The following is a 20,723-nucleotide window of genomic DNA, read 5'->3' on the forward strand; positions in this document are numbered from 1 at the left end:
CCACTGCCCTCGAATTACCGGCCGGCGGATGGCATCATCGGGACATGGATCGCCCCTTCAGAATCATCTGCCTGCTGTTCCCCCGGGTCACCCAACTTGATCTCACGGGTCCCGTCCAGGTGTTCTCACTCGCTCCGGACGTCGCCATCGATCTGGTCTGGCGCGACATGGAACCAGTACCCACCGATTCGGGGTTCTCCATCCTGCCCACCAGGACCTTTGCCGACGCCCCGCCGGCGGATCTGTTGATGGTCCCGGGTGGGAACGGGGCCTTCGACCTGATGGACGACGAAGCGGCCCTGGCCTTCATCCGCGACCAGGCACGGTACGCCCGCTACGTGAGCAGCGTCTGCACGGGTGCCTTCGTCCTGGGGGCCGCCGGTCTCCTGGTCGGTAAACGAGCCACCACGCATTGGGCCTCCCGGCCGTTGCTTGAACTTTTCGGTGCCATCCCCCGGGAGGGACGGGTGGTCTGGGACGGAGCACTGGTCACCGGAGGAGGGGTGACCAGCGGCATCGACTTCGGGCTGGAGATCATCGCCACGCTATGGGACGAGGCAACGGCCAGACGGGCCCAACTGATGATCGAGTACGACCCCCATCCACCCTTCGATGCCGGGGCGCCCGGGCGGCCGGGCACGGATCCGGCGGTCGTCGACCAGATCATGGAAAGCAATCAGCGCATCCGGGGGCCGTTGGTCGACGCTGCGGCCGCGCGGCTTCGGGGGCACGACGCCGGCTGATCCCACCGGCCAGACTCCGGTCCCCTGCTCATCGGCCCCGACTCGACATCTGTTGGATCGCCCACCCGTTCCCGTCCGGGTCCGAGAGGAAGATCATTGCGACGTTATCGAGGGGATCTGCGGCCTCCTCTGGGTTCTCCGCCAGGACCTGCACTCCGCTGGTTTCGACCTGGCGTTCCGTGAGGATCCGGTGCGCTCGTTCGATATCGGAGACCACCAGTTGCAGACCCTTCACCGAGCCGGGCGGCATCTCGGGGACCACTCCACCGGTACCGAGCACAATCGAGCAGCCCGACCCCGGAGGCGTCAGTTGAATCACGCGCCGGCCTTCGCCCAGGTCGTAGTCGTGGTCCAGGTGGAACCCGAATTGGTCGCGGTAGAATGCCAAGGACCTGTCGAGGTCGGAAACCGGAAGCACCACCACCTCGAGGGTCCAGTCCATCTCGTTTTGGCTCTCCATGGCCAGAACCTACCAATGCGGTTGCCTCCTGCCAAGGGATGGCCCTCCCCTGTTCCGACGCTCGCAGGCGGAGCAACCGGAGCCGACGACCTCACCGGGAAGCGCCAGGGGGCCCGGAAACGGAGAGCTCCCCGGACCCGTGGAGCACCCGGCCGTCCTTGACGACTGCGGCAATATCGCGGAGGTGCCGCGGTTCGATGTCACCACTCCTCGTCTCCAGCAGGGTGAGGTCTGCAGCCATTCCGGGTTCCACGGTCCCCAGACTCGTGTCTCCGAATGCTGCGGCTGGTTCCGTGGTCAAGGAGGCAAGGATCTCCGGTGCGCCCAAGCCGCAGCGATGCAAAGCCTCGAACTCTCCGGCAGTGTCGTACTCGTCCATGTAGCCGACATCGGTGCCAAACAGGATTCGTCCTCCGGACTCCCAGAAAGTCCTCAAGGCCTGGTCAATGGGATCCGTGTAGGTCGGGGACTTCGTGACGGTGTGGGCGAACATGTGAAGGGTGGGGACCAGCCGCTTGCCCTGGGCGGCACAAGCCAGCAACAACGATTCGGTGCCCTCGGTTTCATCGGGGACGTGGGCGATGACGTCCACCCCGGCGTCCAGCGCCACCTTCAGCCCTTCCCGGTTGGAGGGGTGGGCAAACACCAGAACCCCTTGCTGATGTGCTTCCCCTACCGCGGCGTCCGCCACCTTGGATGTCATGGTCTTGATCCGGTCGGGTTCGACATAGGAACCGGTGAACAGCTTGATGACATGAGCTCCACGGCGAAGCCCCCGCCGGGCCGCTCGGCGAGCCCCGGCGGGGGTCCGTGGAGCCGGCAAGGCCCATCGCAAGAACCACGACACCGATTCCCTGGTATAGAACGGGACCCCGCGGGCAGGATGGATCGGTTCCGTCGCGGTATGAATGGTGGGACCGGTCAGTTCCCCTGCCTCGATACGAGCGATCAGCGGCAGCGTGTTTCGCGAATTGGACCCCAGATCGACCACGCTGGTGAATCCCCGGCTGACCAGCATGTCATCGAGTGCCCGTTGCAATGCCCCCGTCTCACTCCGTCTCGCTCGGGACCAGACGCCGTCGATGAAATGTACGTGGCAGTTCCAGAAACCCGCAGCAAGCACCCGCCCATCGGCGTCAAGAACCGGCCCCTCGACCGGCTCGGGATTCTCTGCTCTCGGCCGCACCGCATGGATCCGCCCGGAACGCTCCACGACGTCGCAGCCCTGGATCATAGCCGCCCCGGGATGCGCCCCCACCGTGACGTTCGTGATGAGCAGGTCAGCGCCCGCCGTGCCTCGTGCCATCCCAACCATCCCTCTCGTCCCCCTCGGACTTTCCGGACTCGTCATCGGTCAAGACAGCCCCGGGAACGCCAGGGGTCTTCGATCCGACGCCGCTCCCCCGACCTCGCCCACCCCACACGCTATAAGCCCTCCGGACTATTCCACATTCCAGCGCAGGCATGGGGCTTCCGCCCACGCATTCCCCCGACATTCCCGGTGGTTAGGGGGACGGGCCGCCGGATTGGAAGGTGTTGCCTGTGGCCCCTACGGTAAGGGGTCAATGGACGGCGCCGGGCAGTCATCCAAGACCCCCGCATGCGCAGGCCTCAGGTGAAAAGGAGAAGATCATGGGGATCAGGAAGAAACCGGTCTGGGTACTGGTGGTCGTTGCTGTGCTGTTGTTGGCATTGGGCGGTGTCGGAGGATTCCTGGCCCGTGGAAACAGTGCAACGCCAGACCCCACTGGCGAATCCTGGCGGCTCGATTATGCCTGCCCGATGGCCGAGCACCTCGAAAAGACGAAAGGCTCGGTTGAGGATTGGGAGGGGCCGGGTCTTGTGGATCCGGACCTTGATCGCGTCGCCGTCGTCGGGGCTGCCGTCGGCGGAATGACCGGAGGAGCCTCCACCGGGAACGAGGACCTGAAGCCCGTGGGTGCCAACCTCGTCAGGGGTATTTCCACGCTGCAACACGAGAAGATCGTGGAGGGACTCGACCAAGTGACGTCGTTATGCGCCAAGCGGTAATGATTTCTCGTGCCCGCGGCGAGGAGTCCCCTCGAACATGCGGGGAACTCGAGGGGCAGGGGCCGCGAACCTGACTGCCCCGGCGCACGGATACCCATCCCGGCTTACGTTCGAAAAGGTCGGGTTCCCGGGGCTCGACAGGCCCGCGAGCTGCTGGAAGAGTCGCGGGCGTGGAGATATTCAGTGCAACCGTCTGACTACCAGTCAGCGACCTGTCGGGCGCCGTGCAGTGGTATCAGCGGGTTTTCGAGCTCCAGGAGCCGGATCTTGAACCCGCGGATGGTGTCGTGGAGTTCAGGGTCGGACCTGTCCGGCTACAGCTTGGTGAGGAAACCACCACGCGCTCCGGGGCCGAGGTGGTGACACGCGTCGGCGTCGACAGCGCGGGCCGCGAACATGACCGGCTGGCATCATCGGGCGTGGACGTGGGGGTGCTGGAACACGCCGCGGTATCTCACCTCGGTGATCCCGGAGTCTCCCAGGGACGGTGTTTTCGACGCACCATCGGCCACCAACCCGGCCCGTTCGTAGAACCTGCGCCCCCGGTCATTGGCCTCGAGAACCCACAGGGTCACGCTGTCGTGCCCGGAGGCCCCCAGTTGATCGAGAGCGGTTGACCACAGCCGCCAGCCGATCCCCTGTCCTACATATTCGGGCAGCAGATAGATCGAGGTGACCTCCCCCGTGGTTGCCGAGGCGTCCACGTCACGGCTCGTCCCGGCATGGACCAGGCCCACGGCCTCGCTTCCCCAAAAGGCCAGATACGGTGCGGGGATGGCTTCATCGTCGAGCAGCCTCTGCCAGGCCAGCGCGCGCCGGTGAACGCTCAGCGAATCCAGATATCCATCCGGCAGCAGACCCCGGTAGGCCCACCGCCAGGCCCTGACATGCACCGTGGCCAACTGCTGGACGTCACCGGCCGAGACCGCCGGTCCGATCCTCAGGGTGGGCATCTGCCCAGCCTTGCACATCCCTCGGTCACCGCGTTCTCCCAGCACCCGTCGATGGGGCCCTGCCGCGACGAACCCGGGCAACAGACTTCCCGGCACGGCACGAAAAAGCAGGGCCCGTGGCCGGTTGATCCGGCCACGGGCCCTGCTTTGGTGGTGCCCCGCCCTACTGCAGCATGGTGCGGTCGTCGAGCTGGGCGCCCTTGATCTTCTCGAATTCCTTGAGCAGCCCGGGAACGGTCATCTTCGATTTGGCCTCGGCATCGAGATCCAGGATGATCTCCCCGTCGTGCATCATCACCAGCCGGGTGCCCAACCGCAGCGCCTGCTCCATGTTGTGGGTGACCATCAGCGTGGTGAGTCCGTGGCGTTCGACGATCTCCTCGGTCAGCCGGGCCACCAGGGCCGCCCGTTGCGGGTCCAGTGCCGCGGTGTGCTCGTCGAGCAACAGGATCTGAGGTCCACTGAACGTGGCCATGAGCAGCGAAAGTGCTTGCCGCTGTCCACCGGAGAGCAACCCGACCTTGGCCTTGAGCCGATGTTCGAGGCCCAATTCCAGAGATTCGAGCTCAGTGGCGAATTGCTCCCGCCGTCGTTTGGTCACCCCCAGGCCCAGCCCACGGAATTTTCCGCGGTTCAGGGCCAGGGACATGTTCTCTTCGATCGACATGCTCGGCGCGGTGCCGGCCATCGGGTCCTGGAAGACCCGGCCGATGTATTTCGCCCGCGCATGGTCCGCCAGTTTGGTGACGTCCTTGCCGGCGATCTTCACGTTGCCGACGTCGGGCTGGAGCTTGCCCCCGACCATGTTCAGGACAGTGGATTTCCCGGCACCATTGGAGCCGATCACGGTGACGAATTCGCCTTCGGTCAATTGGAGGTTGATGTTGCGTAGCGCCTTGCGCTCGTTGACCGTCCCGGCGAAGAACGTCTTGGACAGGTTGTTGACTTCCAGCATGCTAGGACACCGTCTCCTTCTGCTTCTCCGCGGCGTTGTTGATGGTGCGCATCCGGCGACCGAACTTATTGAAGCCCTTCCACTGCGGCAGAACGAGCGCGAGGACCACGAGGATCGCGGAGATCAGCTTCATGTCATTCGGCTCGAGACCGGCGTCCAGGGCCAGTTGGATGAAGACGCGGTAGAGGACGGCACCGAAGATGACGGCCAGCGTGGCGATGAAGATGTTCCGGGTCCCGAAGATCGCCTGGCCGATGATGACCGAGGCCAGACCGATCAGGATCAGGCCGATACCCATACCCACATCGGCGAAGCCCTGGTACTGGGCGACCATCGCGCCGCACAGGCCCACCAGGGCGTTGGAAATGGCCAGCCCGAGGATCTTCTGGTTGTCGGTGCTGACGCCCAGGCTGCGGATCATCTGTTCGTTGTCACCGGTCGCCTGCATGGCCAGACCGGTGTCGGTGTGCAGGAACCAGTCCAGGACGAACTTCAGCACCAGGGCCACCACGAAGAAGATCAGGATGGATACGACGCCACCGGTGAGCTGGGCCTCCCGCAGCGGGGAGATCAGGGTGTCCTCCCCCAGCAGCGGGACGTTGGCTTTGCCCATGATGCGCAAATTCACCGAATACAGGGCGATCATGGTCAGGATGCCGGCCAGCAGGCCGTTGATCTTGCCCTTGGTATGCAGCAGACCGGTCACGACACCGGCTGCCGCGCCGGCCAGCAGGGCCAGCCCGGTGGCCAAAAGTGCCGGCATGCCGTTGACGATGGTGATGGAGGCGACGGCGGCGCCGGTGGTGAAGCTTCCATCAACCGTCAGGTCGGGGAAGTCGAGGATGCGGAAGGTCAGATAGACCCCCAGCGCCATGATCGCGTAGATCAGGCCCAGTTCAACCGCAGTAAGCATGAAGAGATCCTTGGGTAGAGAGGGAAGAATGCGGGGTGCCCGGCCGCTGGAGGGCGGCCGGGCACCGTGATCCGGAAGATCGGCGCGGGCTACTTCTTGTAGACCTCGGCGGCCTTGTCGATCATGTCCTGCGGGATCTCCACTCCGGCCTTCTTCGCGGCGGCGGTGTTCACATACAGTTCGACATCGGTCAAGGTCTCCACGGGCATATCGGCCGGCTTCTCCCCGTCCTTGAGGATCTTCACCGCCATGTCGGCGGTCTGGACGCCGAGCTTCTCGTAGTTGATGCCGTAGGTGGCCGTGGCGCCACGCTTGACCGACTCGCCGTCGGCGGCGATGACGGGGACCTTCTTGGACTGCGCGGTCTGCAACAAACCTTCCAACGCGGAGACGACGGCGTTGTCGGTGGGCACGTAGTAGGCATCGACCTTCAGCGACTCGGCTGCCTGCTGGACCTCGGAGGAGGCGGAGATGGCCGCTTCCTTGATCTCCAGGTCGAGATCGGCCGCGGCTTCCTTGGCCCACTTCACCTGGACGGTGGAGTTGACCTCGCCGGAGGAGTAGACGATCCCGACGGACTTGGCGTCAGGGGCCAGTTCCTTGAGCAGTTCCATCTGCTCCTTCACCGGGTTCTTATCCGAGGTGCCGGTGACGTTTCCGCCGGGTTCCTCAACGCTCTTGACCAGTTTGGCTTCCACCGGGTCGGTCACCGCCGAGAAGAGGACCGGGGCATCAGTGATCGCCTGGGCGGCCGCCTGGGCCGCCGGCGTGGCGACGGCGAGGACCAGATCCAGGTTGTCCTGCGAGAACTGGTTCATGATCGCCGTGTTCGTCGAGGCATCCGCCTGAGCGTTCTGCAGATCGTAGCTGATCTTGTCCCCGGTATAGCCGGCGTCCTTCATCCCCTTCTTGAAGCCCTCGGTCACCGCATCCAAGGACGGATGGGACACGTACTGCGAGATGCCGATCTTCACGGGCTCGGTCGCATCCGCGGATCCGCTGGACTCCCCGGACCCTCCCGAGGATCCGCAAGCGGTGGCGAGCAATGCGGTGGCCATCAGGCCTGCGGCAAGCTTGCCGACGCGAGAAACGTTCATGGTGTTTTCCTTTCACGGGTCACGAGTTGATTTCCGGTCAACATCACCTTTGCTGCCACCGGATCCCGTCCCCCACTGCGAGTGATTCGACAATCTTTTGACCACCTCGTGCCTAAAGACACCTCGATACTACCTGTGAATCAACTCACATTGTCCATATGACTCAGGGGCCCATGGACGCCCTTGTGCGCCTCGAGGCCCATTGAAGACAAAACGTGTCCCATGCCACATTTCGGTATCATTCCGTACTTGGCCTCCCGACCACTTCCGGAAGCGCATCGGACGGCCGCTGGGCGCCGTCGTCGAGCGGACCCCCTTAGACTGGTTCAACCATGGCTGTAAAGATCACCTATCCCGAGTCCCTTCCGGTCAGCGCCCGCCGCGACGACATCATGGAAGCCATCCGCGACCACCAGATCGTCGTCATCGCCGGCGAAACCGGCTCCGGCAAAACCACCCAGCTTCCCAAGATGCTGTTGGAACTGGGCTTGGGCGAGGGCGGGATGATCGGCCACACCCAACCCCGCCGGCTGGCCGCCCGTACGGTGGCCGAACGCATCGCCGAGGAGACCGGGGTCGAGCTCGGGGCGGAGATCGGCTTCCAGGTCAGGTTCACCGGACACGTGTCGGCGTCCACCCAGGTCAAGGTCATGACCGATGGCATCCTGCTGGCGGAGATCCAGCATGACCGGCTGCTGCGTAAATACAACGCCATCATCATCGATGAGGCCCACGAACGCAGCCTGAACATCGACTTCCTGCTCGGCTACCTCAAACGGCTGCTGCCCAAGCGTCCCGATCTGAAGGTCATCATCACCTCGGCGACGATCGACCCGGAGAAATTCGCCACGCACTTCGGCTCCCCCGCCTCCGAGGGCGGAGAGGAGATCGTTCCGGCCCCCATCATCGAGGTCTCCGGGCGCACGTTCCCGGTGGAGCTGCGCTACCGTCCGCTGAATCCCGCCGAAGGGCGCGAGGACGACGACGACTACGACACGGACGAGGATCGGGACCCGCTGGACGCGGTCTGCGATGCCGTGGACGAATTGGCGGCCGAAGCCCCGGGCGACGTCCTGATCTTCTTTTCCGGCGAGCGCGAGATCCGCGATGCCGCCGAGGCCCTACGCGCCCGGGTGCGGACCAACCCCCGGCTGAGAGGCACCGAGGTGCTGCCGCTCTTCGCCCGGTTGTCCCTGGAGGAACAGCACAAGGTCTTCCACCCGGGGTCCAACCCTCGTCTGGTACTGGCGACCAATGTCGCCGAAACTTCACTGACGGTCCCGGGCATCAAATACGTCATCGATACCGGGACCGCCCGGATCTCAAGGTATTCGCACCGCACGAAGGTCCAGCGCCTGCCCATCGAACGGGTCTCCCAGGCCAGCGCGAACCAGCGGTCGGGTCGTTGTGGCCGCGTCTCCGACGGCATCGCCATCCGGCTCTACTCCCAGGAGGACTTCGAGGCCCGTCCCGAATTCACCGACCCTGAGATCCTGCGCACCAACCTGGCGGCGGTGATCCTGCAGATGTCCGCCATGGGGGTCGTGGAGTCCCCCCGCGACGTCGCGGGTTTCGACTTCGTCCAGCCCCCGGATTCCAAGGCCGTGAACGACGGCGTCTCACTCTTGCGCGAACTGGGCGCTGTCGGGGAGGGGGCCTCGGCAAAGGTCACCAGGATCGGGCGGCAGCTCAGCCAGCTCCCCGTCGACGTCCGGTTGGGCCGGATGATCGTGGAGGCAGGCCGGCGCGGCTGCGCCAAGGAGGTCATGATCCTGGCCGCCGCCCTGACCATCCGCGACCCCCGCGAACGCCCCTCCGAAGACACCGGTCAACGAGCCAATGCCATCGGCCTGCACCGCCGCTTCGACGACTCGACCTCGGACTTCTCGGGGTTCCTGAACCTCTACGCCTACCTGCAGGAGAAGCAGAAGGAGCTCTCCTCCTCGGCGTTCCGCAGGCTCTGCAAGAAGGAATTCATCAACTACATGCGGGTGCGCGAATGGCAGGACCTCTTCGCCCAGCTCCGCCAGCTCTCCAAACCATTGGGCATCACCCTGTCGACGGGGCCGGTGGACCCGGCAGGGCTGGAACGGGAGATCCACACCAGCCTGCTGGCCGGCCTACTCGGACACATCGGTGCCTGGGATGAGCGCAAACGCGAATATTCCGGCGCCCGCGGCACCCGGTTCTCCATCTTCCCCGGCTCGGCCTTGTTCAAGAAGAACCCCGAATGGGTGATGTCCGCCGAACTGGTGGAGACCAGCAGGCTCTGGGCCCGGGTCAACGCCCGCTTCGATCCCCTCTGGGTGGAGGAGGTCGGCAAGCACCTGTTGAAGTATTCGCATTCAGAACCCCACTGGTCCCGGAAGATGGGTTCGGTCATGGGCTACGAGAAGGCCACCCTCTACGGTCTGACCGTCATCCCCCAGCGCCGCATCCAATATGGGCGCGTCGATCCGGTCGTGGCCCGGGAGCTGTTCATCCAGCACGCCCTGGTGGAAGGCGATTGGAAGACCCACCATAAGTTCTTCCAACGCAACCGGCGCCTGCTGGCCGATATCGACGAACTCGAAACCAGGATGCGTCGGCGTGATCTGGGTGCCACGGACGAGGACCTCTTCGATTTCTACGATCAGCGGGTCGGTTCCGGCGTCGTCTCCGAACGCCACTTCGACCGGTGGTGGAAGAAGGCGCGGGCGGAGGAGCCCACCCTGCTGGACTTCGACCCGGAGGAACTCTTCAACGCCGACGCGGACGAACTGAACCAGGAGGACTTCCCCCGGACCCTGCAGCACGGGGACCTTGAACTGGAGCTGTCCTACGAGTTCAACCCGGCCGCGTCGGCCGGTGAATCCGACGGGTTGACCGTGCGGGTGCCCGTGTTGTTCCTGAACCAGCTGGACCCCGAACGTTTCCGCTGGCTCATCCCCGGTCTCCGCGAAGAACTGGTCACCGCCTTGATCAAGTCCCTGCCCAAGGCCATCCGCAAGAACTTCGTCCCGGCCCCCGACGTGGCCCGGCAGGCGGTGACCGCACTGAATGCCGATTTCGACCCCACGACCGATGACCTCGAACCCTCCCTGGAACTGGTGTTGCGTCGGATGCGCGGGGTGGTGATCCCGCCGGGATCCTGGGACTGGTCCAAGATCCCCGGGCACCTGTTGGCCACTTTCCAGGTCGTGGATGCCAGGGCCCGGATCCTGGATGAATCCACCGACCTGCCCACCCTGCAACGAACCCTGGCGACGCAGAACCGCCAGGCCCTGGCCGATTCGTTGGGAAGCGCGGGGCCTGCCCTGCTGGCGGCGGCCCGCGAGGCCGAACAACGCCACGGCAAGGAATCCTCGGGCGGTTCCGGAGCCGGAACCGGTGGGGCCCGGACCTCGCCCCGGCCCGGACGGGGCCGGGCGGGCACCACCACGCGGGAGCGTCCGACGCCGACGCTGGAGCAGACCGGGCTGACCGCCTGGCCCGAAGGGCTCGGCGACGGGGCCCGGATCGAGCGCCGGGTCAGCACCACGGTGGCGGGGGCGGAAGTCACCGCATTCCCCGGTCTGCTCGATACCGGGGACACGGTGTCGCTGACGGTGTTCCGCAACGAGGATGAACAGCTCACGGCCCATCGGGGCGGGGTGATCCGGCTGCTGCTGCTTCAGGTCCCCTCCCCGGCCAAGTACGTATTGGAGCACCTGAACAACCAGGAGAAGCTGGTCTTCACGCAGAACCCCCACGGTTCGGTGGAGAAGCTGATCGCCGACTGCACGCTGGCGGCCCTGGACCGGCTGGTCCCTGAGGAACTGCCCTTCAGCAAGGCGGAGTTCGATGCCCTGTTCGAGTCGGTGCGGGCCGAGCTGATCGACACGGTCTTCAAGGTCACCGCCATCGTCGAACGCGTCCTCTCCGGGGCCCGCCGCGTGGACCAACGGGTCTCCAAGGCCTCCTCGCTGGCACTGGTGAACGCGCTGGCCGATATCCGCAGCCAGGTGGAGAACCTGGTCTACCCGGGCTTCGTCGCCGGGACCGGCTACGCCCACCTCTCCCAGCTGCCCCGCTATCTGGAGGCGATCGGCAAGCGTCTGGATAAGTTGGAGGCCGGGAACGTGGCGCGGGACCACCAGGCGATGCTGGCGATCCAGGCGTTGGAGGATGAATACGATGCCGCCCGGGCCGCGGTGCCTGCCGGGGCACGGATCCCCGCGCCCCTGGCCCGGATCAAGTGGATGCTCGAGGAGTTGCGGGTGAGCATGTTCGCCCAGGAACTGGGCACCGCCTATTCGGTCTCGGAGAAGCGGGTGCGGACCGCCTTGCGCCAGGCCACCACCAGCTAACCGGCCGGTCCGAAAGGCCCGTCCCCGCCGTCGTCCCCGCGGCAGGGACGACGGCGGGACTGCGGGCCGGGATTACTGGTTCGGCACCATATCGGTATGCCCGTCCTCGCGCAGTGCGGTGCGCAGTCGTTCGGCATTGTCGTCCAGGTGGGCTTCCTTCGGGTCGGTATCGGCCCGGGAGAGGTCGAAGTCGGCCAGCGAGTTCGTCGGCCAGACGTGCACGTGCAGATGGGGGACCTCGAAGCCGGCGACCATCAGGCCGGCTCGTTCGGAGCCGAAGGCCCGCTTCTGGGCCCGCCCCACGACCCGGGCGACCGCGTTGAGCTTATTGAGCAGCTCGGGTTCGATATCGGTCCAGTCGTCGACCTCCTGGCGCGGCACCACCAGGGTGTGACCGTCGGTGATCGGTCCGATCGACAGGAACGCGACGACGTCGGGATCCTTCCAGACGAATCGTCCCGGCAACTCCCCGTTGATGATCTTGCTGAACAGCGTGCTCATGGTGTCCCTCTCTTCGGTAGTGGTCACGAATCTACTTGGCCTGCTCGGCCCCGGGCCAGTCAGCCGGTGGGGCCGGTGGCCACCTCCCGGGCGGGGTCGGAGGAAAACTGCGAATACGAGCCCGGATACAGGGCCGCGTCGATCCCGGCGATCGCCAGGGCGGCGATCTCGTGGGCGGCGGTGACCCCGGAGCCGCAGTAGACGGCTACCGGTGGGCCTCCTGCTGCCGGGCCCAGGGCGGCGAACTTCTCCCGCAGGGCTTCCGCCGACAAGAATCTGCTGTCCGCGTCCAGGTTCGCTGCGGTGGGGGCGTTCAGGGCCCCGGGGATGTGCCCGGGGCGTGGGTCCACCGGTTCGGTTTCCCCGCGGAAGCGTTCACCGGCCCGGGCGTCGAGCAGGACCCCGGTGGAGGGGAAGGCCGCCGCGCCGTCGGCATCCAGGACCGGCAGCGACCCGGGGTGCGGGACCCAGCGTCCCGGTAGCGGGGTGACCGGCCCGGTGGCGACCTCCCCGCCGGCCGCCGGCCAGGCGGCCCATCCGCCGTCGAGCAGGAACACCTCGGCCAGTCCGGCGTCCCGCAGCAGCCACCAGGCCCGCGCCGCCGACAGCCCGCCCACGGCGTCGTAGACCACCACGGTATCGCCGGGGTCGATCCCCCAGCGGGAGGTGGCGGCGGCGAAGGCTGCGGGTTCAGGCAGGGGGTGGCGACCGGCTTGCGGGCGGGCAGGGGCCGCCAGCTCGGTCTCCAGGTCCACATACACGGCCCCCGGGATATGCCCGGCCAGGTGGTCCTCCTCCCCCGTGGTCGAACCCAACGCCCACCGGACATCCAGGATGACGGTGCGCTGCCCGGCGGCGATCCGGGCGGCCAGGGCCTCGGTGGTGATCAAGACGTCCATGTCGGAACTTCCTCCCTCATGCCCCGCCGCCGGCTCCGGGGCGGCCGCCGAAGCGGGCCCGGGTAGGCTGGACGGGTGGATTCAACGATGCTGCCAACACTACCGCCGCCTGCCGGACGGGCTTGGGTCAACCAGGCCGTCCTGGCCCTGGAAGCCGATACCGCCCGCTCGGCGGATACGCACCTGCACCGGATCGGCCTGCCGGTGGTTTGGGGCATCGAGCTCTACCTGAAGGACGAGTCCACCCACCGCTCGGGCTCGTTGAAGCACCGCCTGGCGAAGTCCTTGTTCCTCTACGGGCTGGTCAACGGATGGATCACCGAGCGGACCACCATCGTGGAATCCTCCAGCGGGAGCACCGCGGTCTCCGAGGCGTATTTCGCCCGGCTGTTGGGCTTGCCCTTCGTGGCCGTGGTCGCCGCAACGACGTCGGAGCAGAAGATCGACCTGATCCGTGAGCTGGGCGGGACCTGCCACCTGATCGAAGAGGCCTCGGCGGTCGACGCCGAGGCACGCCGATTGGCTGCCGAAACCGGTGGACACTACATGGACCAGTTCACCTACGCCGAACGGGCCACCGACTGGCGCGGGAACAACAACATCGCCGAATCGATCTTCTCCCAGCTCGAACTCGAACCGCATCCGGTGCCCGCCTGGGTCGTGGCCGGGGCCGGGACGGGGGGCACCAGCGCCACTTTGGGCCGCTACATCCGCTACCACCAGCATCAGAGCCGGTTGGCCGTCGGCGACCCCGAGGGCTCGGCCTTCCTGCCGGCCTGGCAAGCCTGGAACGACGGCGGTGACCCGGCGGCTGTGACCGGGACCCCGAGCCGGATCGAGGGCATCGGCCGGCCGTCGCCCGAACCCAGCTTCGTGCCCTCGGTGATCGATCTGGTCCAGACCGTGCCCGACGGCGCCTCGGTGGCCGCAATGCGCCATCTCTCCGGATGGGCGGGGCTGCACGCCGGACCGTCCACGGGAACGAACATGTGGCAGATCTGGCGTCTGGTGGCGCGGATGCGGGCCGCCGGACAGCAAGGATCGGTCGTCTCACTGATCTGCGACGGCGCCGAACGCTATGCCGGATCACATTACGACCCCGGATGGCTTCACCGCGCGGGCATCGACACCACCCCCTATGAAGGGGTCATCGAGGCCTTCCTCGCCGGCGGCGACTGGGTGGAACCGTAGGATCCCGGCGTAGAATGACCCGGGCTGGTTCTTGGCCCACCCTCCTGAGTCGGAAGAAGTGCCGCATGATCGAAATCCTGAACCACAGCCAGCTAACCCGGGCCCGGACCAGCGGCGCCCTGGTCGCCAGGATCCTGCAGACCATGAAACGCCGGACCACCGTGGGGACGAACCTGCTGGACATCGACCGGTGGACCCGGCAGATGATCACCGAGGCCGGGGCCCGGTCCTGCTATGTCGACTATGCGCCGTCCTTCGGACGCGGACCCTTCGGCCACTACATCTGCACCGCGGTCAACGATGCGGTCCTCCACGGCCTGCCCCACGACTACGCCCTGGCCGACGGGGACCTGCTGACACTGGATCTGGCCCTCATCCTGGACGGGGTGGCAGCGGATGCGGCCATCAGCTTCGTGGTGGGTTCTTCACGCCCCGCCGAAAGCGTCGCGATGATCGATGCCACCGAGGCGGCCCTGGCCGCCGGCATTGCCGCGGCAGGCCCCGGGGTCCGCCTCGGCGATGTCTCCCATGCCATCGGCACCGTTCTGGACCGGGCCGGATACCAGATCAACGTCGAATTCGGGGGCCACGGCATCGGCTCGACCATGCACCAGGACCCGCATGTCCCCAATACCGGGCGCCCCGGCCGGGGCTACAGGCTCCGGCCCGGCTTGCTGCTCGCTCTGGAGCCGTGGGTCATGGCAGATACCTCACAGCTCGTGACCGACGCCGATGGCTGGACGTTGCGCAGCGCAACGGGGTGCCGGACCGCCCATACCGAACACACGATTGCGATCACCGAGGACGGAGCCCGGATCCTGACCCTGCCCTAGCCGCTCCGGGGCCCGGCCGCTCAGGCCTCGCGGGACTCCCCGACCTGCAGGTACTCGAATTCGGTGCCGTACCGGGCCCCGAACCGGGTGACATGCCCGGTCATCATCCCCAGCCCCCTCTCGTTGAGCAGCCCGTCGTGGATCGGGTAGGCATGGGCCGGCCGGACCGACACCACGAAGTCCACGACCTCGGCCAGCTTCGACCACGGGGCATGCAGCGGCACCAGCAGGGTCTGCACCGTGACCCCGTTCGGGACGATGAACGAGTCTCCCGGGTGGTACAGGTTCCCGTCGACGAGGTACCCCAGATTGGCGACCACGGGGATCTGCGGGTGGATCAGCGCATGCTGGCCGCCGAAGACCCGGACGTCGAACCCGGCGATCTGCCGGACGTCGTCGGGGGCCAGCACGTGGATCCTGTCCCCCGCCGCCCCGAGTGCCGGGTGGGCCAGCAGTTGATCGACCACCTCCCGCGGGGCGTAGACATGCACCCCTGCGGTGCGGTCCACGATCGGCAGGACGGCCGCCGCGTCGAGATGGTCGGCGTGCTCGTGGGTCACCAGGATGGCTTCGGCACCGGCCAGGGCCGCCGGCACGTCGGTGAATGTTCCGGGGTCGATGACCATGACGCGTGATCCCTTTTCCAGGCGGATGCAGGCATGTCCGTGTTTGATGAGCTTCATGCCCCCACCCTAGTTCGCCGCCGCCGCGCTGATAAGCTGTTTCTTCCAGTCGTCCGCGGCCCGTCCGGTCGACCCAGGACCCCTCACGTCGGGCCCGAAGCAAGACTCCAGGAGCACAGCAACGCATGTCGGAGAAGATCGTCCCCAAGCGCGGGCGGGAACAGCGTGTCACCAAGCAGCGGCTCGCCGTCGAGGCCGCCATGGGCCGGTTGGAGGACTTCGTCTCCGCCCAGGAACTCCACCGTCTGCTTCAGGACCAGGGCGATAAGGTCTCGTTGGCCACCGTCTACCGGATCCTGCAGTCCATGGCCGAGGACGGGCTGCTCGACGTCGTACGATCCGGCGAGGGCGAGGCCGCCTACCGCCGCTGCGAGGCCGAGACCCACCACCATCACCTGGTCTGCCGGACCTGCGGCAAGGGGGTCGAGGTCCAGGCTCCCGCCGTGGAGACCTGGGCGGCCCGGGTCGCCGCCGAGCACGGTTTCACGGAGGCCTCCCACACCGTGGAGATCTACGGCTACTGCCCCGAGTGCACGCTCAACCGGCAGGGAGCCGACGGCGCCTAGGCTGCGAGTTGCGGTGCCGCTTCCTGGATCCGCCGCACCCGTGAACGGCGCCAGTCGATGACCCGGCACACCACGTAGATCGCGAAGGAAATGGTGGTCACGTAGGGGCTGATCGGCAAGCGTCCGGCCAGGGCGAGCATGATGCCCCCGACCACGCTGGTCATCGCGAACACGATGCTCAGCGCCACCGTCAGGCCCGGGCGCGCGGTCACGCGGATCGCGGCGGCGGCCGGGGTGATCAGCAGGCTGAGCACCAGCAGGGCCCCGACGACCTGGATGGACAGGGCCACCGCGAGTCCGAGTAACAGCATGAACACCACCGAGAGCCGGCCGGCGGGGATCCCCCGGGCAGCGGCGACCGAGGGATCGACACTGACGAACATCAATGGACGCCAGATGATCAGCAGGCCCACGATCACCACGACCGAGCACACCGCCAGGACCCCCAGCTGGACGGAGTCCACGGCGACGATCTGGCCGGTGAGCAAGCCGAACTTATTGGCGCTGCGCCCCTCGTAGAGGGACAGGAACAGGATGCCCAACCCCAGCCCGAAGGGCATGAGGATCCCGATGATGGAGTTGCGGTCCCGCGCGTTGGCGCCCATGAGCCCGAGCACCAGGGACGCCGCGATGCTGCCCACCAGGGAGCCGGCCACCACATTGGCCCCGATGAGCAGGGCGAAGGCGGCCCCGGCGAAGGACAGTTCGGCGATCCCGTGGACGGCGAAGGCCATGTCCCGGGTCATCACGAAGACGCCCACGAGTCCGCCGACCAGGCCCAGGATCGCCCCGGCAATGATCGAGTTGGAAACCAGGGGCAGCAGTTCGGCATAGTTCTCGAAGCTGAAGATCGTCTGCCAGATGTCGTGCGCGTTCATGCCCGGCCCCCGTCCCTGCTGGTCGTCGACGCCGGTTCGGCGTCGGAGGGATGGTGGTGGCTCAGGGTTTCGGGCATCCCGACCACCACGATGCGTCCGTTGCTGCGGAAGACCTCGATCGGGCTGGAGTACAACTCGGAGAGGACCTCGGAGCGCATGACCTCTTCCGGGGTGCCGACGTGGAACCGCCCGCCGGCCAGATAGAGCACCCGGTCCACATATTGCAGGATCGGGTTGATCTCGTGGGTGACGAAGACGACGGCGCTGCCCTGGTCGCAGGCCTGCCGGTGGATCAGGGCGGACACCGCCTGCTGGTGGTTCAGATCCAGCGACAGCAGCGGTTCATCGCACAGCAGGAGTTCGGGGTTCCCGGCCAAGGCCTGGGCGGCACGCAAGCGCTGCTGCTCCCCTCCGGAGAGCAGCCCCACGGGACGGTCGGCATAGGCGGTCGCCCCGACCCGCTCGAGGAGCTCATCGACCCGGGCGTTGATCTCCCGGCGGTGGAAGATCCGTGGGCCCCAGCGGTGCCCGTCCACGCCCAGGGCCACCAGATCCCGGGCACGCAAGGCCGTATCGGGGGGAAACCCGCGTTGCTGGGGGATGCTGCCGATGGTGCGCGAGCCCCGGGTGACCGGGCGTCCGCTGATCTCCACGCTGCCGGTACTCAGTTCCTGCAGCCCCAGCAGCACCTTGAGCAGGGTGGATTTACCGGCCCCGTTGGGCCCGAGCACGGCCAGGAACTCCCCCGGCTGGACCTCCAGGTCCAGCCCGCTGAAGAGCCTCCGCGGGCCGAAGTCCAGGCCGGCGCCCCGCAAGGTCACCGCCGGTGTCGTATCGGGCTGGCTGTTCGGTGGCACGGGCGGCCTTCCTGGAGGGTGGGGGTGGCTGGCGGAGGGGAGCCGCGCCGCCCGTCGGCGGTGTCACGGCACGCATCCAACCCTAACCCAAATGAGACTCATTTTCATTATCGGCTTGTTGGTTGAAGCGACGGATCCCGCGGCGTTCGTTTGAATCGTTGATCTCCCCGACCAGCTGCTCCAGGACGTCCTCGAGGAACAGGATCCCCAGCGTGTTGCCGGCGGCATCGTTGACCCGGGCCAGGTGGGATCCGGTGCGCTGCATGACCCCCAGCGCATCCTCGACCTCGACCTCGGCGCCCAGATTGGCCAGGTTGCGCAGGCGGGTGACCGGGATCGGCTGGTCGTAGCGGGACTGCGGGATGGACATGACGTCCTTCAGGTGCAGGTACCCGGCGAGGTTCTCCTGGGCGTCGGTGATCACGAACCGGGAGAATCCCGTCCGTCCGACGGCCTTTTCGAATTGGGCCGGCGTCGTCTCCTGGGACAGGGTGACGACCTCGTGCAGCGGAACCATCGAGGTCTCGGCGGTGTAATCGGAGAACTCCAGGGCCCCATGGATGATCCCGCTGCCGTCCTCGACCAGGCCGGACCGGGTCGATTCCTGGACGATGGAGTGGACCTCTTCGAGGGTGAAGGAACTGGTCACTTCGTCCTGAGGCTCGACCCGCATCAATTTCAGCGCATGGTTGGCCAGCCAGTTCAACGAGTAGACGACCGGGTGCAGGATCCGGGACAGGAAGATCAGCGGCGGTGCCAGCAGCAGCACGGCCCGATCCGCCACGGAGACCGAGATGTTCTTGGGCACCATCTCCCCGAACGTGACGTGCAGGAAGGTCACGATGAGCAAGGCGATCACGAACGCGGTGGTATCGGCCACCGGGACCGGCACGCCCAGCGCCTCCAGCGGCCCGGCAAACAGATGGTGGATCGCCGGTTCGGCGACGTTGAGGATCAGCAACGAGCAGACGGTGATGCCCAATTGGCAGACCGCCAGCATCAAGGAGACGTGTTCCATGGCGAACAGTGCCGAACGGGCCCGCTTCACCCCGTTGTCGAGCAAGGGTTCGATCTGGCTGCGCCGGGCGGTCATGACCGCGAATTCGGAGGCCACGAAGAAGGCATTGCCCAGCAGCAGGATGATGAGCCACATGATTCCAAGCCAGGGATTCACTGCTCCTGCCCCCCTTCCTGGTCCTCGTCCTCGGAGGCCTCGAAGCTCAGCCGGTCCACCCGGCGGCCGTCCATCGCCTCCACGAACAGCTCCCCGTTGCCGGTATCGACGAAATCGCCGACGGCGGGGATCCGTCCGAGCATGGCCATGACGTAGCCGCCGACGGTTTCATAGGCGGGGTCGTCGGGGATCTTCAGCCCGGGGACCTGGTCCCCGAGTTCGTCCGGACGCAACAGGGCGGGGAAATGCCAGCGGCCCGTGGCCGAAACCAGCACCCCCGGTTGGGTCCTGTCGTGTTCATCGGTGACTTCGCCGACGATCTCCTCGACCAGGTCCTCCAGGGTGACCATGCCGGCGGTTCCGCCGTATTCGTCCAACACCATGGCCACCTGTTGGTTGGCCTCGCGCAGATCGGCGATCAGCGAATCCAGGTGCACGGTCTTGGGGACCGACATGATCTCCTCCATGACGGTCGCCGCCACCAGGCCCGCCCGCTTATGCCGCGGCACCGCGACGGCCTTCTTCACGTGGCAGACCCCTTCGACGTCGTCGGCGGAATCGCCGATCACCGGGAACCGTGAATAGCCGGTGCGGCGGGCCGTTTCGATGACGTCCTCCAGCGGTTCGTCCAGTTCGACGGTCTCCATGCGGATGCGCGGGGTCATCACGTCGGCGGCCGAGCGTTCCGAGAAGCGCAGGGTGCGGGAGAGGAATCGGGCGGTGTCGCCGTCCAAGGTGCCCATTTCGGCCGAGCGGCGGACCAGCGAATTCAGTTCCGCCGGGCTGCGGGCCCCGGAGATCTCCTCCTTCGCCTCCAGCCCCACGGTGTGCAGGACCTTGTTGGAGAAGCCGTTGAGCACCACGATGGCTGGCTTGAAGACGGTGGTGAACACCAGCTGGGGCCGGGCAATGGCCCGGCCGATGCCCAGGGCGCGGGCAATGGCCAGGTTCTTGGGGATCAGTTCCCCGACCAGCATGGAAAGCACGGTGGCGAAGATCATGGCGACCACCAGGGATACCGGGGCGGCGCCCGCACCGAGCCCCGCGGCCTCCAGGACCGGGGTCAGCAGCCGCCCGACCGAGGGTTCCATCACGAAGCCGGTCAGCAACGTGGTCAGCGTGATCCCCAGTTGGCAGGACGAGAGTTGCGTGGACAGTGACTTCAGGCAACGCATGAGCGGTTCCGCACCGCGTTCGCCGTCGGCCACCGAGCGCTGCACCGTGCTCTGGTCCAAGGCGACGAGGGAGAATTCAACGGCGACGAAGAACCCGGTCCCGGCGATCAGGAGCAGGCCGAGCGCCAGGAAGATCCATTCCACCTACGTGCTCACCGCCGTCGTTCCCCGCACGGGCATCACGGCACGACGGCGGGATGCGCGGTAGGTGGGTTTCATCGGTTCGGGGGAACCCGGTCTGGAAGGCTCCGATGAGCCGGCCGATGAGCTGGGCATGCTGAGACGGTTTGAGCCGGCGCTGCGCGTGGACGCGACAGGCCGGCACACTGAGTGGCTGTCCATAAGGGTTCCAGTCTACAGAATCGCACCCACGCCCGCGAGGACATCTCCGCCGGGAGCGGTGTCCTGGCCCGTGGCCCGTCCGTCGGGGCACCGACGCCCGTCATGACGGGGAACACATCCATTCAGGACAGGCCGCGTCTGATT

At 66.6% G+C, this 20,723-nt stretch carries 19 protein-coding genes; 6 read left to right on the forward strand and 13 right to left on the reverse strand.

The genetic code is table 11. The features are described 5' to 3' along the window. The first annotated feature begins 44 nt into the window (after positions 1 to 44). Positions 45 to 743, forward strand: a complete 699-nt coding sequence (locus tag AC3ZI9_RS09945; protein WP_444553600.1) for a DJ-1/PfpI family protein — start codon at positions 45 to 47, stop codon at positions 741 to 743. 28 nt (positions 744 to 771) lie between these two features. Here AC3ZI9_RS09945 and AC3ZI9_RS09950 read toward each other — a convergent pair whose 3' ends face one another. Both AC3ZI9_RS09950 and AC3ZI9_RS09955 read right to left on the reverse strand, forming a co-directional pair. Continuing rightward, the gene (locus AC3ZI9_RS09950; protein WP_444553601.1) at positions 772 to 1,203 is read right to left on the reverse strand and encodes a VOC family protein; all 432 of its coding nucleotides are present in this window, start codon (positions 1,201 to 1,203) and stop codon (positions 772 to 774) included. A 91-nt stretch (positions 1,204 to 1,294) separates the two neighbouring features. Continuing rightward, complete coding sequence (locus AC3ZI9_RS09955; protein ID WP_444561570.1) at positions 1,295 to 2,509, reverse strand: amidohydrolase family protein; 1,215 nt, start codon at positions 2,507 to 2,509, stop codon at positions 1,295 to 1,297. A gap of 326 nt (positions 2,510 to 2,835) precedes the next feature. On the opposite strand from AC3ZI9_RS09955, the gene AC3ZI9_RS09960 reads away from it, so the two are divergent. After that, on the forward strand, positions 2,836 to 3,234 hold the full coding sequence (locus AC3ZI9_RS09960; protein ID WP_444553603.1) for a hypothetical protein: 399 nt from the start codon (positions 2,836 to 2,838) through the stop codon (positions 3,232 to 3,234). Between the two features lie 410 nt (positions 3,235 to 3,644). On the opposite strand, the gene AC3ZI9_RS09965 is transcribed toward AC3ZI9_RS09960, so the two are convergent. The 4 genes from AC3ZI9_RS09965 to AC3ZI9_RS09980 form a co-directional block, all read right to left on the reverse strand. Next, positions 3,645 to 4,187, reverse strand: coding sequence for a GNAT family N-acetyltransferase (locus AC3ZI9_RS09965; protein WP_444566473.1), 543 nt, complete (start codon positions 4,185 to 4,187; stop codon positions 3,645 to 3,647). A 163-nt stretch (positions 4,188 to 4,350) separates the two neighbouring features. Continuing rightward, the gene (locus tag AC3ZI9_RS09970; RefSeq protein ID WP_444555445.1) at positions 4,351 to 5,142 is read right to left on the reverse strand and encodes an ABC transporter ATP-binding protein; all 792 of its coding nucleotides are present in this window, start codon (positions 5,140 to 5,142) and stop codon (positions 4,351 to 4,353) included. A gap of 1 nt (position 5,143) precedes the next feature. Further along, entirely contained in the window at positions 5,144 to 6,055 is a 912-nt protein-coding gene (locus AC3ZI9_RS09975) for an ABC transporter permease (RefSeq protein ID WP_444555446.1), read from the reverse strand. A gap of 89 nt (positions 6,056 to 6,144) precedes the next feature. Next, complete coding sequence (locus AC3ZI9_RS09980; RefSeq protein WP_444555447.1) at positions 6,145 to 7,152, reverse strand: ABC transporter substrate-binding protein; 1,008 nt, start codon at positions 7,150 to 7,152, stop codon at positions 6,145 to 6,147. A gap of 332 nt (positions 7,153 to 7,484) precedes the next feature. On the opposite strand from AC3ZI9_RS09980, the gene hrpA reads away from it, so the two are divergent. Beyond that, positions 7,485 to 11,480: an ATP-dependent RNA helicase HrpA gene (hrpA, locus tag AC3ZI9_RS09985; protein WP_444561840.1), complete on the forward strand. Its 3,996-nt coding sequence runs from the start codon at positions 7,485 to 7,487 to the stop codon at positions 11,478 to 11,480. Positions 11,481 to 11,552: 72 nt separating this feature from the next. Here hrpA and AC3ZI9_RS09990 read toward each other — a convergent pair whose 3' ends face one another. After that, positions 11,553 to 11,981, reverse strand: coding sequence for an HIT family protein (locus AC3ZI9_RS09990; RefSeq protein ID WP_444555474.1), 429 nt, complete (start codon positions 11,979 to 11,981; stop codon positions 11,553 to 11,555). A gap of 59 nt (positions 11,982 to 12,040) precedes the next feature. Then, a complete protein-coding gene (locus AC3ZI9_RS09995; RefSeq protein ID WP_444555449.1) occupies positions 12,041 to 12,880 on the reverse strand; it encodes a sulfurtransferase in 840 nt (279 codons plus the stop codon). Between the two features lie 87 nt (positions 12,881 to 12,967). Here AC3ZI9_RS09995 and AC3ZI9_RS10000 point away from each other — a divergent pair, with 87 nt between their 5' ends. Together AC3ZI9_RS10000 and map are read left to right on the forward strand one after the other, a co-directional pair. Continuing rightward, entirely contained in the window at positions 12,968 to 14,071 is a 1,104-nt protein-coding gene (locus AC3ZI9_RS10000) for a PLP-dependent cysteine synthase family protein (RefSeq protein ID WP_444555450.1), read from the forward strand. Between the two features lie 65 nt (positions 14,072 to 14,136). Next, positions 14,137 to 14,904: a type I methionyl aminopeptidase gene (map, locus tag AC3ZI9_RS10005; RefSeq protein WP_444555451.1), complete on the forward strand. Its 768-nt coding sequence runs from the start codon at positions 14,137 to 14,139 to the stop codon at positions 14,902 to 14,904. A gap of 20 nt (positions 14,905 to 14,924) precedes the next feature. On the opposite strand, the gene AC3ZI9_RS10010 is transcribed toward map, so the two are convergent. After that, positions 14,925 to 15,587 carry an MBL fold metallo-hydrolase gene (locus tag AC3ZI9_RS10010; protein ID WP_444555452.1) on the reverse strand — a complete coding sequence of 221 codons (663 nt, stop codon included), beginning with the start codon at positions 15,585 to 15,587 and terminating at the stop codon, positions 14,925 to 14,927. Positions 15,588 to 15,712: 125 nt separating this feature from the next. On the opposite strand from AC3ZI9_RS10010, the gene AC3ZI9_RS10015 reads away from it, so the two are divergent. Next, positions 15,713 to 16,153, forward strand: coding sequence for a Fur family transcriptional regulator (locus AC3ZI9_RS10015; protein ID WP_444555453.1), 441 nt, complete (start codon positions 15,713 to 15,715; stop codon positions 16,151 to 16,153). On the opposite strand, the gene AC3ZI9_RS10020 is transcribed toward AC3ZI9_RS10015, so the two are convergent. The 4 genes from AC3ZI9_RS10020 to AC3ZI9_RS10035 form a co-directional block, all read right to left on the reverse strand. Beyond that, positions 16,150 to 17,031, reverse strand: a complete 882-nt coding sequence (locus AC3ZI9_RS10020; protein WP_444555454.1) for a metal ABC transporter permease — start codon at positions 17,029 to 17,031, stop codon at positions 16,150 to 16,152. The genes AC3ZI9_RS10015 and AC3ZI9_RS10020 overlap by 4 nt on opposite strands. After that, positions 17,028 to 17,888, reverse strand: a complete 861-nt coding sequence (locus AC3ZI9_RS10025) for a metal ABC transporter ATP-binding protein (protein WP_444555455.1) — start codon at positions 17,886 to 17,888, stop codon at positions 17,028 to 17,030. The genes AC3ZI9_RS10020 and AC3ZI9_RS10025 overlap by 4 nt, the downstream gene beginning before the upstream one ends. A gap of 82 nt (positions 17,889 to 17,970) precedes the next feature. Then, a complete protein-coding gene (locus AC3ZI9_RS10030; protein WP_444555456.1) occupies positions 17,971 to 19,062 on the reverse strand; it encodes a hemolysin family protein in 1,092 nt (363 codons plus the stop codon). Then, positions 19,059 to 20,381: a hemolysin family protein gene (locus tag AC3ZI9_RS10035; RefSeq protein ID WP_444555457.1), complete on the reverse strand. Its 1,323-nt coding sequence runs from the start codon at positions 20,379 to 20,381 to the stop codon at positions 19,059 to 19,061. The genes AC3ZI9_RS10030 and AC3ZI9_RS10035 overlap by 4 nt, the downstream gene beginning before the upstream one ends. Positions 20,382 to 20,723: the final 342 nt, after the last annotated feature.

Source organism: Arthrobacter sp. AOP36-F1-5, from assembly GCF_058137995.1.

What these genes read in the sequence shown, in the direction of transcription:
- map (WP_444555451.1), top strand. Translation starts at nt 14,137, where the DNA reads ATGATCGAAATCCTGAACCACAGCCAGCTAACCCGGGCCCGGACCAGC.
- AC3ZI9_RS09970 (WP_444555445.1), bottom strand. Translation starts at nt 5,142, where the DNA reads ATGCTGGAAGTCAACAACCTGTCCAAGACGTTCTTCGCCGGGACGGTC.
- AC3ZI9_RS10010 (WP_444555452.1), bottom strand. Translation starts at nt 15,587, where the DNA reads ATGAAGCTCATCAAACACGGACATGCCTGCATCCGCCTGGAAAAGGGA.
- AC3ZI9_RS10015 (WP_444555453.1), top strand. Translation starts at nt 15,713, where the DNA reads ATGTCGGAGAAGATCGTCCCCAAGCGCGGGCGGGAACAGCGTGTCACC.
- AC3ZI9_RS09960 (WP_444553603.1), top strand. Translation starts at nt 2,836, where the DNA reads ATGGGGATCAGGAAGAAACCGGTCTGGGTACTGGTGGTCGTTGCTGTG.
- AC3ZI9_RS10020 (WP_444555454.1), bottom strand. Translation starts at nt 17,031, where the DNA reads ATGAACGCGCACGACATCTGGCAGACGATCTTCAGCTTCGAGAACTAT.
- AC3ZI9_RS09945 (WP_444553600.1), top strand. Translation starts at nt 45, where the DNA reads ATGGATCGCCCCTTCAGAATCATCTGCCTGCTGTTCCCCCGGGTCACC.
- AC3ZI9_RS09980 (WP_444555447.1), bottom strand. Translation starts at nt 7,152, where the DNA reads ATGAACGTTTCTCGCGTCGGCAAGCTTGCCGCAGGCCTGATGGCCACC.
- AC3ZI9_RS09990 (WP_444555474.1), bottom strand. Translation starts at nt 11,981, where the DNA reads ATGAGCACGCTGTTCAGCAAGATCATCAACGGGGAGTTGCCGGGACGA.
- AC3ZI9_RS09965 (WP_444566473.1), bottom strand. Translation starts at nt 4,187, where the DNA reads ATGCCCACCCTGAGGATCGGACCGGCGGTCTCGGCCGGTGACGTCCAG.
- AC3ZI9_RS10000 (WP_444555450.1), top strand. Translation starts at nt 12,968, where the DNA reads ATGCTGCCAACACTACCGCCGCCTGCCGGACGGGCTTGGGTCAACCAG.
- AC3ZI9_RS09975 (WP_444555446.1), bottom strand. Translation starts at nt 6,055, where the DNA reads ATGCTTACTGCGGTTGAACTGGGCCTGATCTACGCGATCATGGCGCTG.
- hrpA (WP_444561840.1), top strand. Translation starts at nt 7,485, where the DNA reads ATGGCTGTAAAGATCACCTATCCCGAGTCCCTTCCGGTCAGCGCCCGC.
- AC3ZI9_RS09950 (WP_444553601.1), bottom strand. Translation starts at nt 1,203, where the DNA reads ATGGAGAGCCAAAACGAGATGGACTGGACCCTCGAGGTGGTGGTGCTT.
- AC3ZI9_RS09995 (WP_444555449.1), bottom strand. Translation starts at nt 12,880, where the DNA reads ATGGACGTCTTGATCACCACCGAGGCCCTGGCCGCCCGGATCGCCGCC.
- AC3ZI9_RS09955 (WP_444561570.1), bottom strand. Translation starts at nt 2,509, where the DNA reads ATGGCACGAGGCACGGCGGGCGCTGACCTGCTCATCACGAACGTCACG.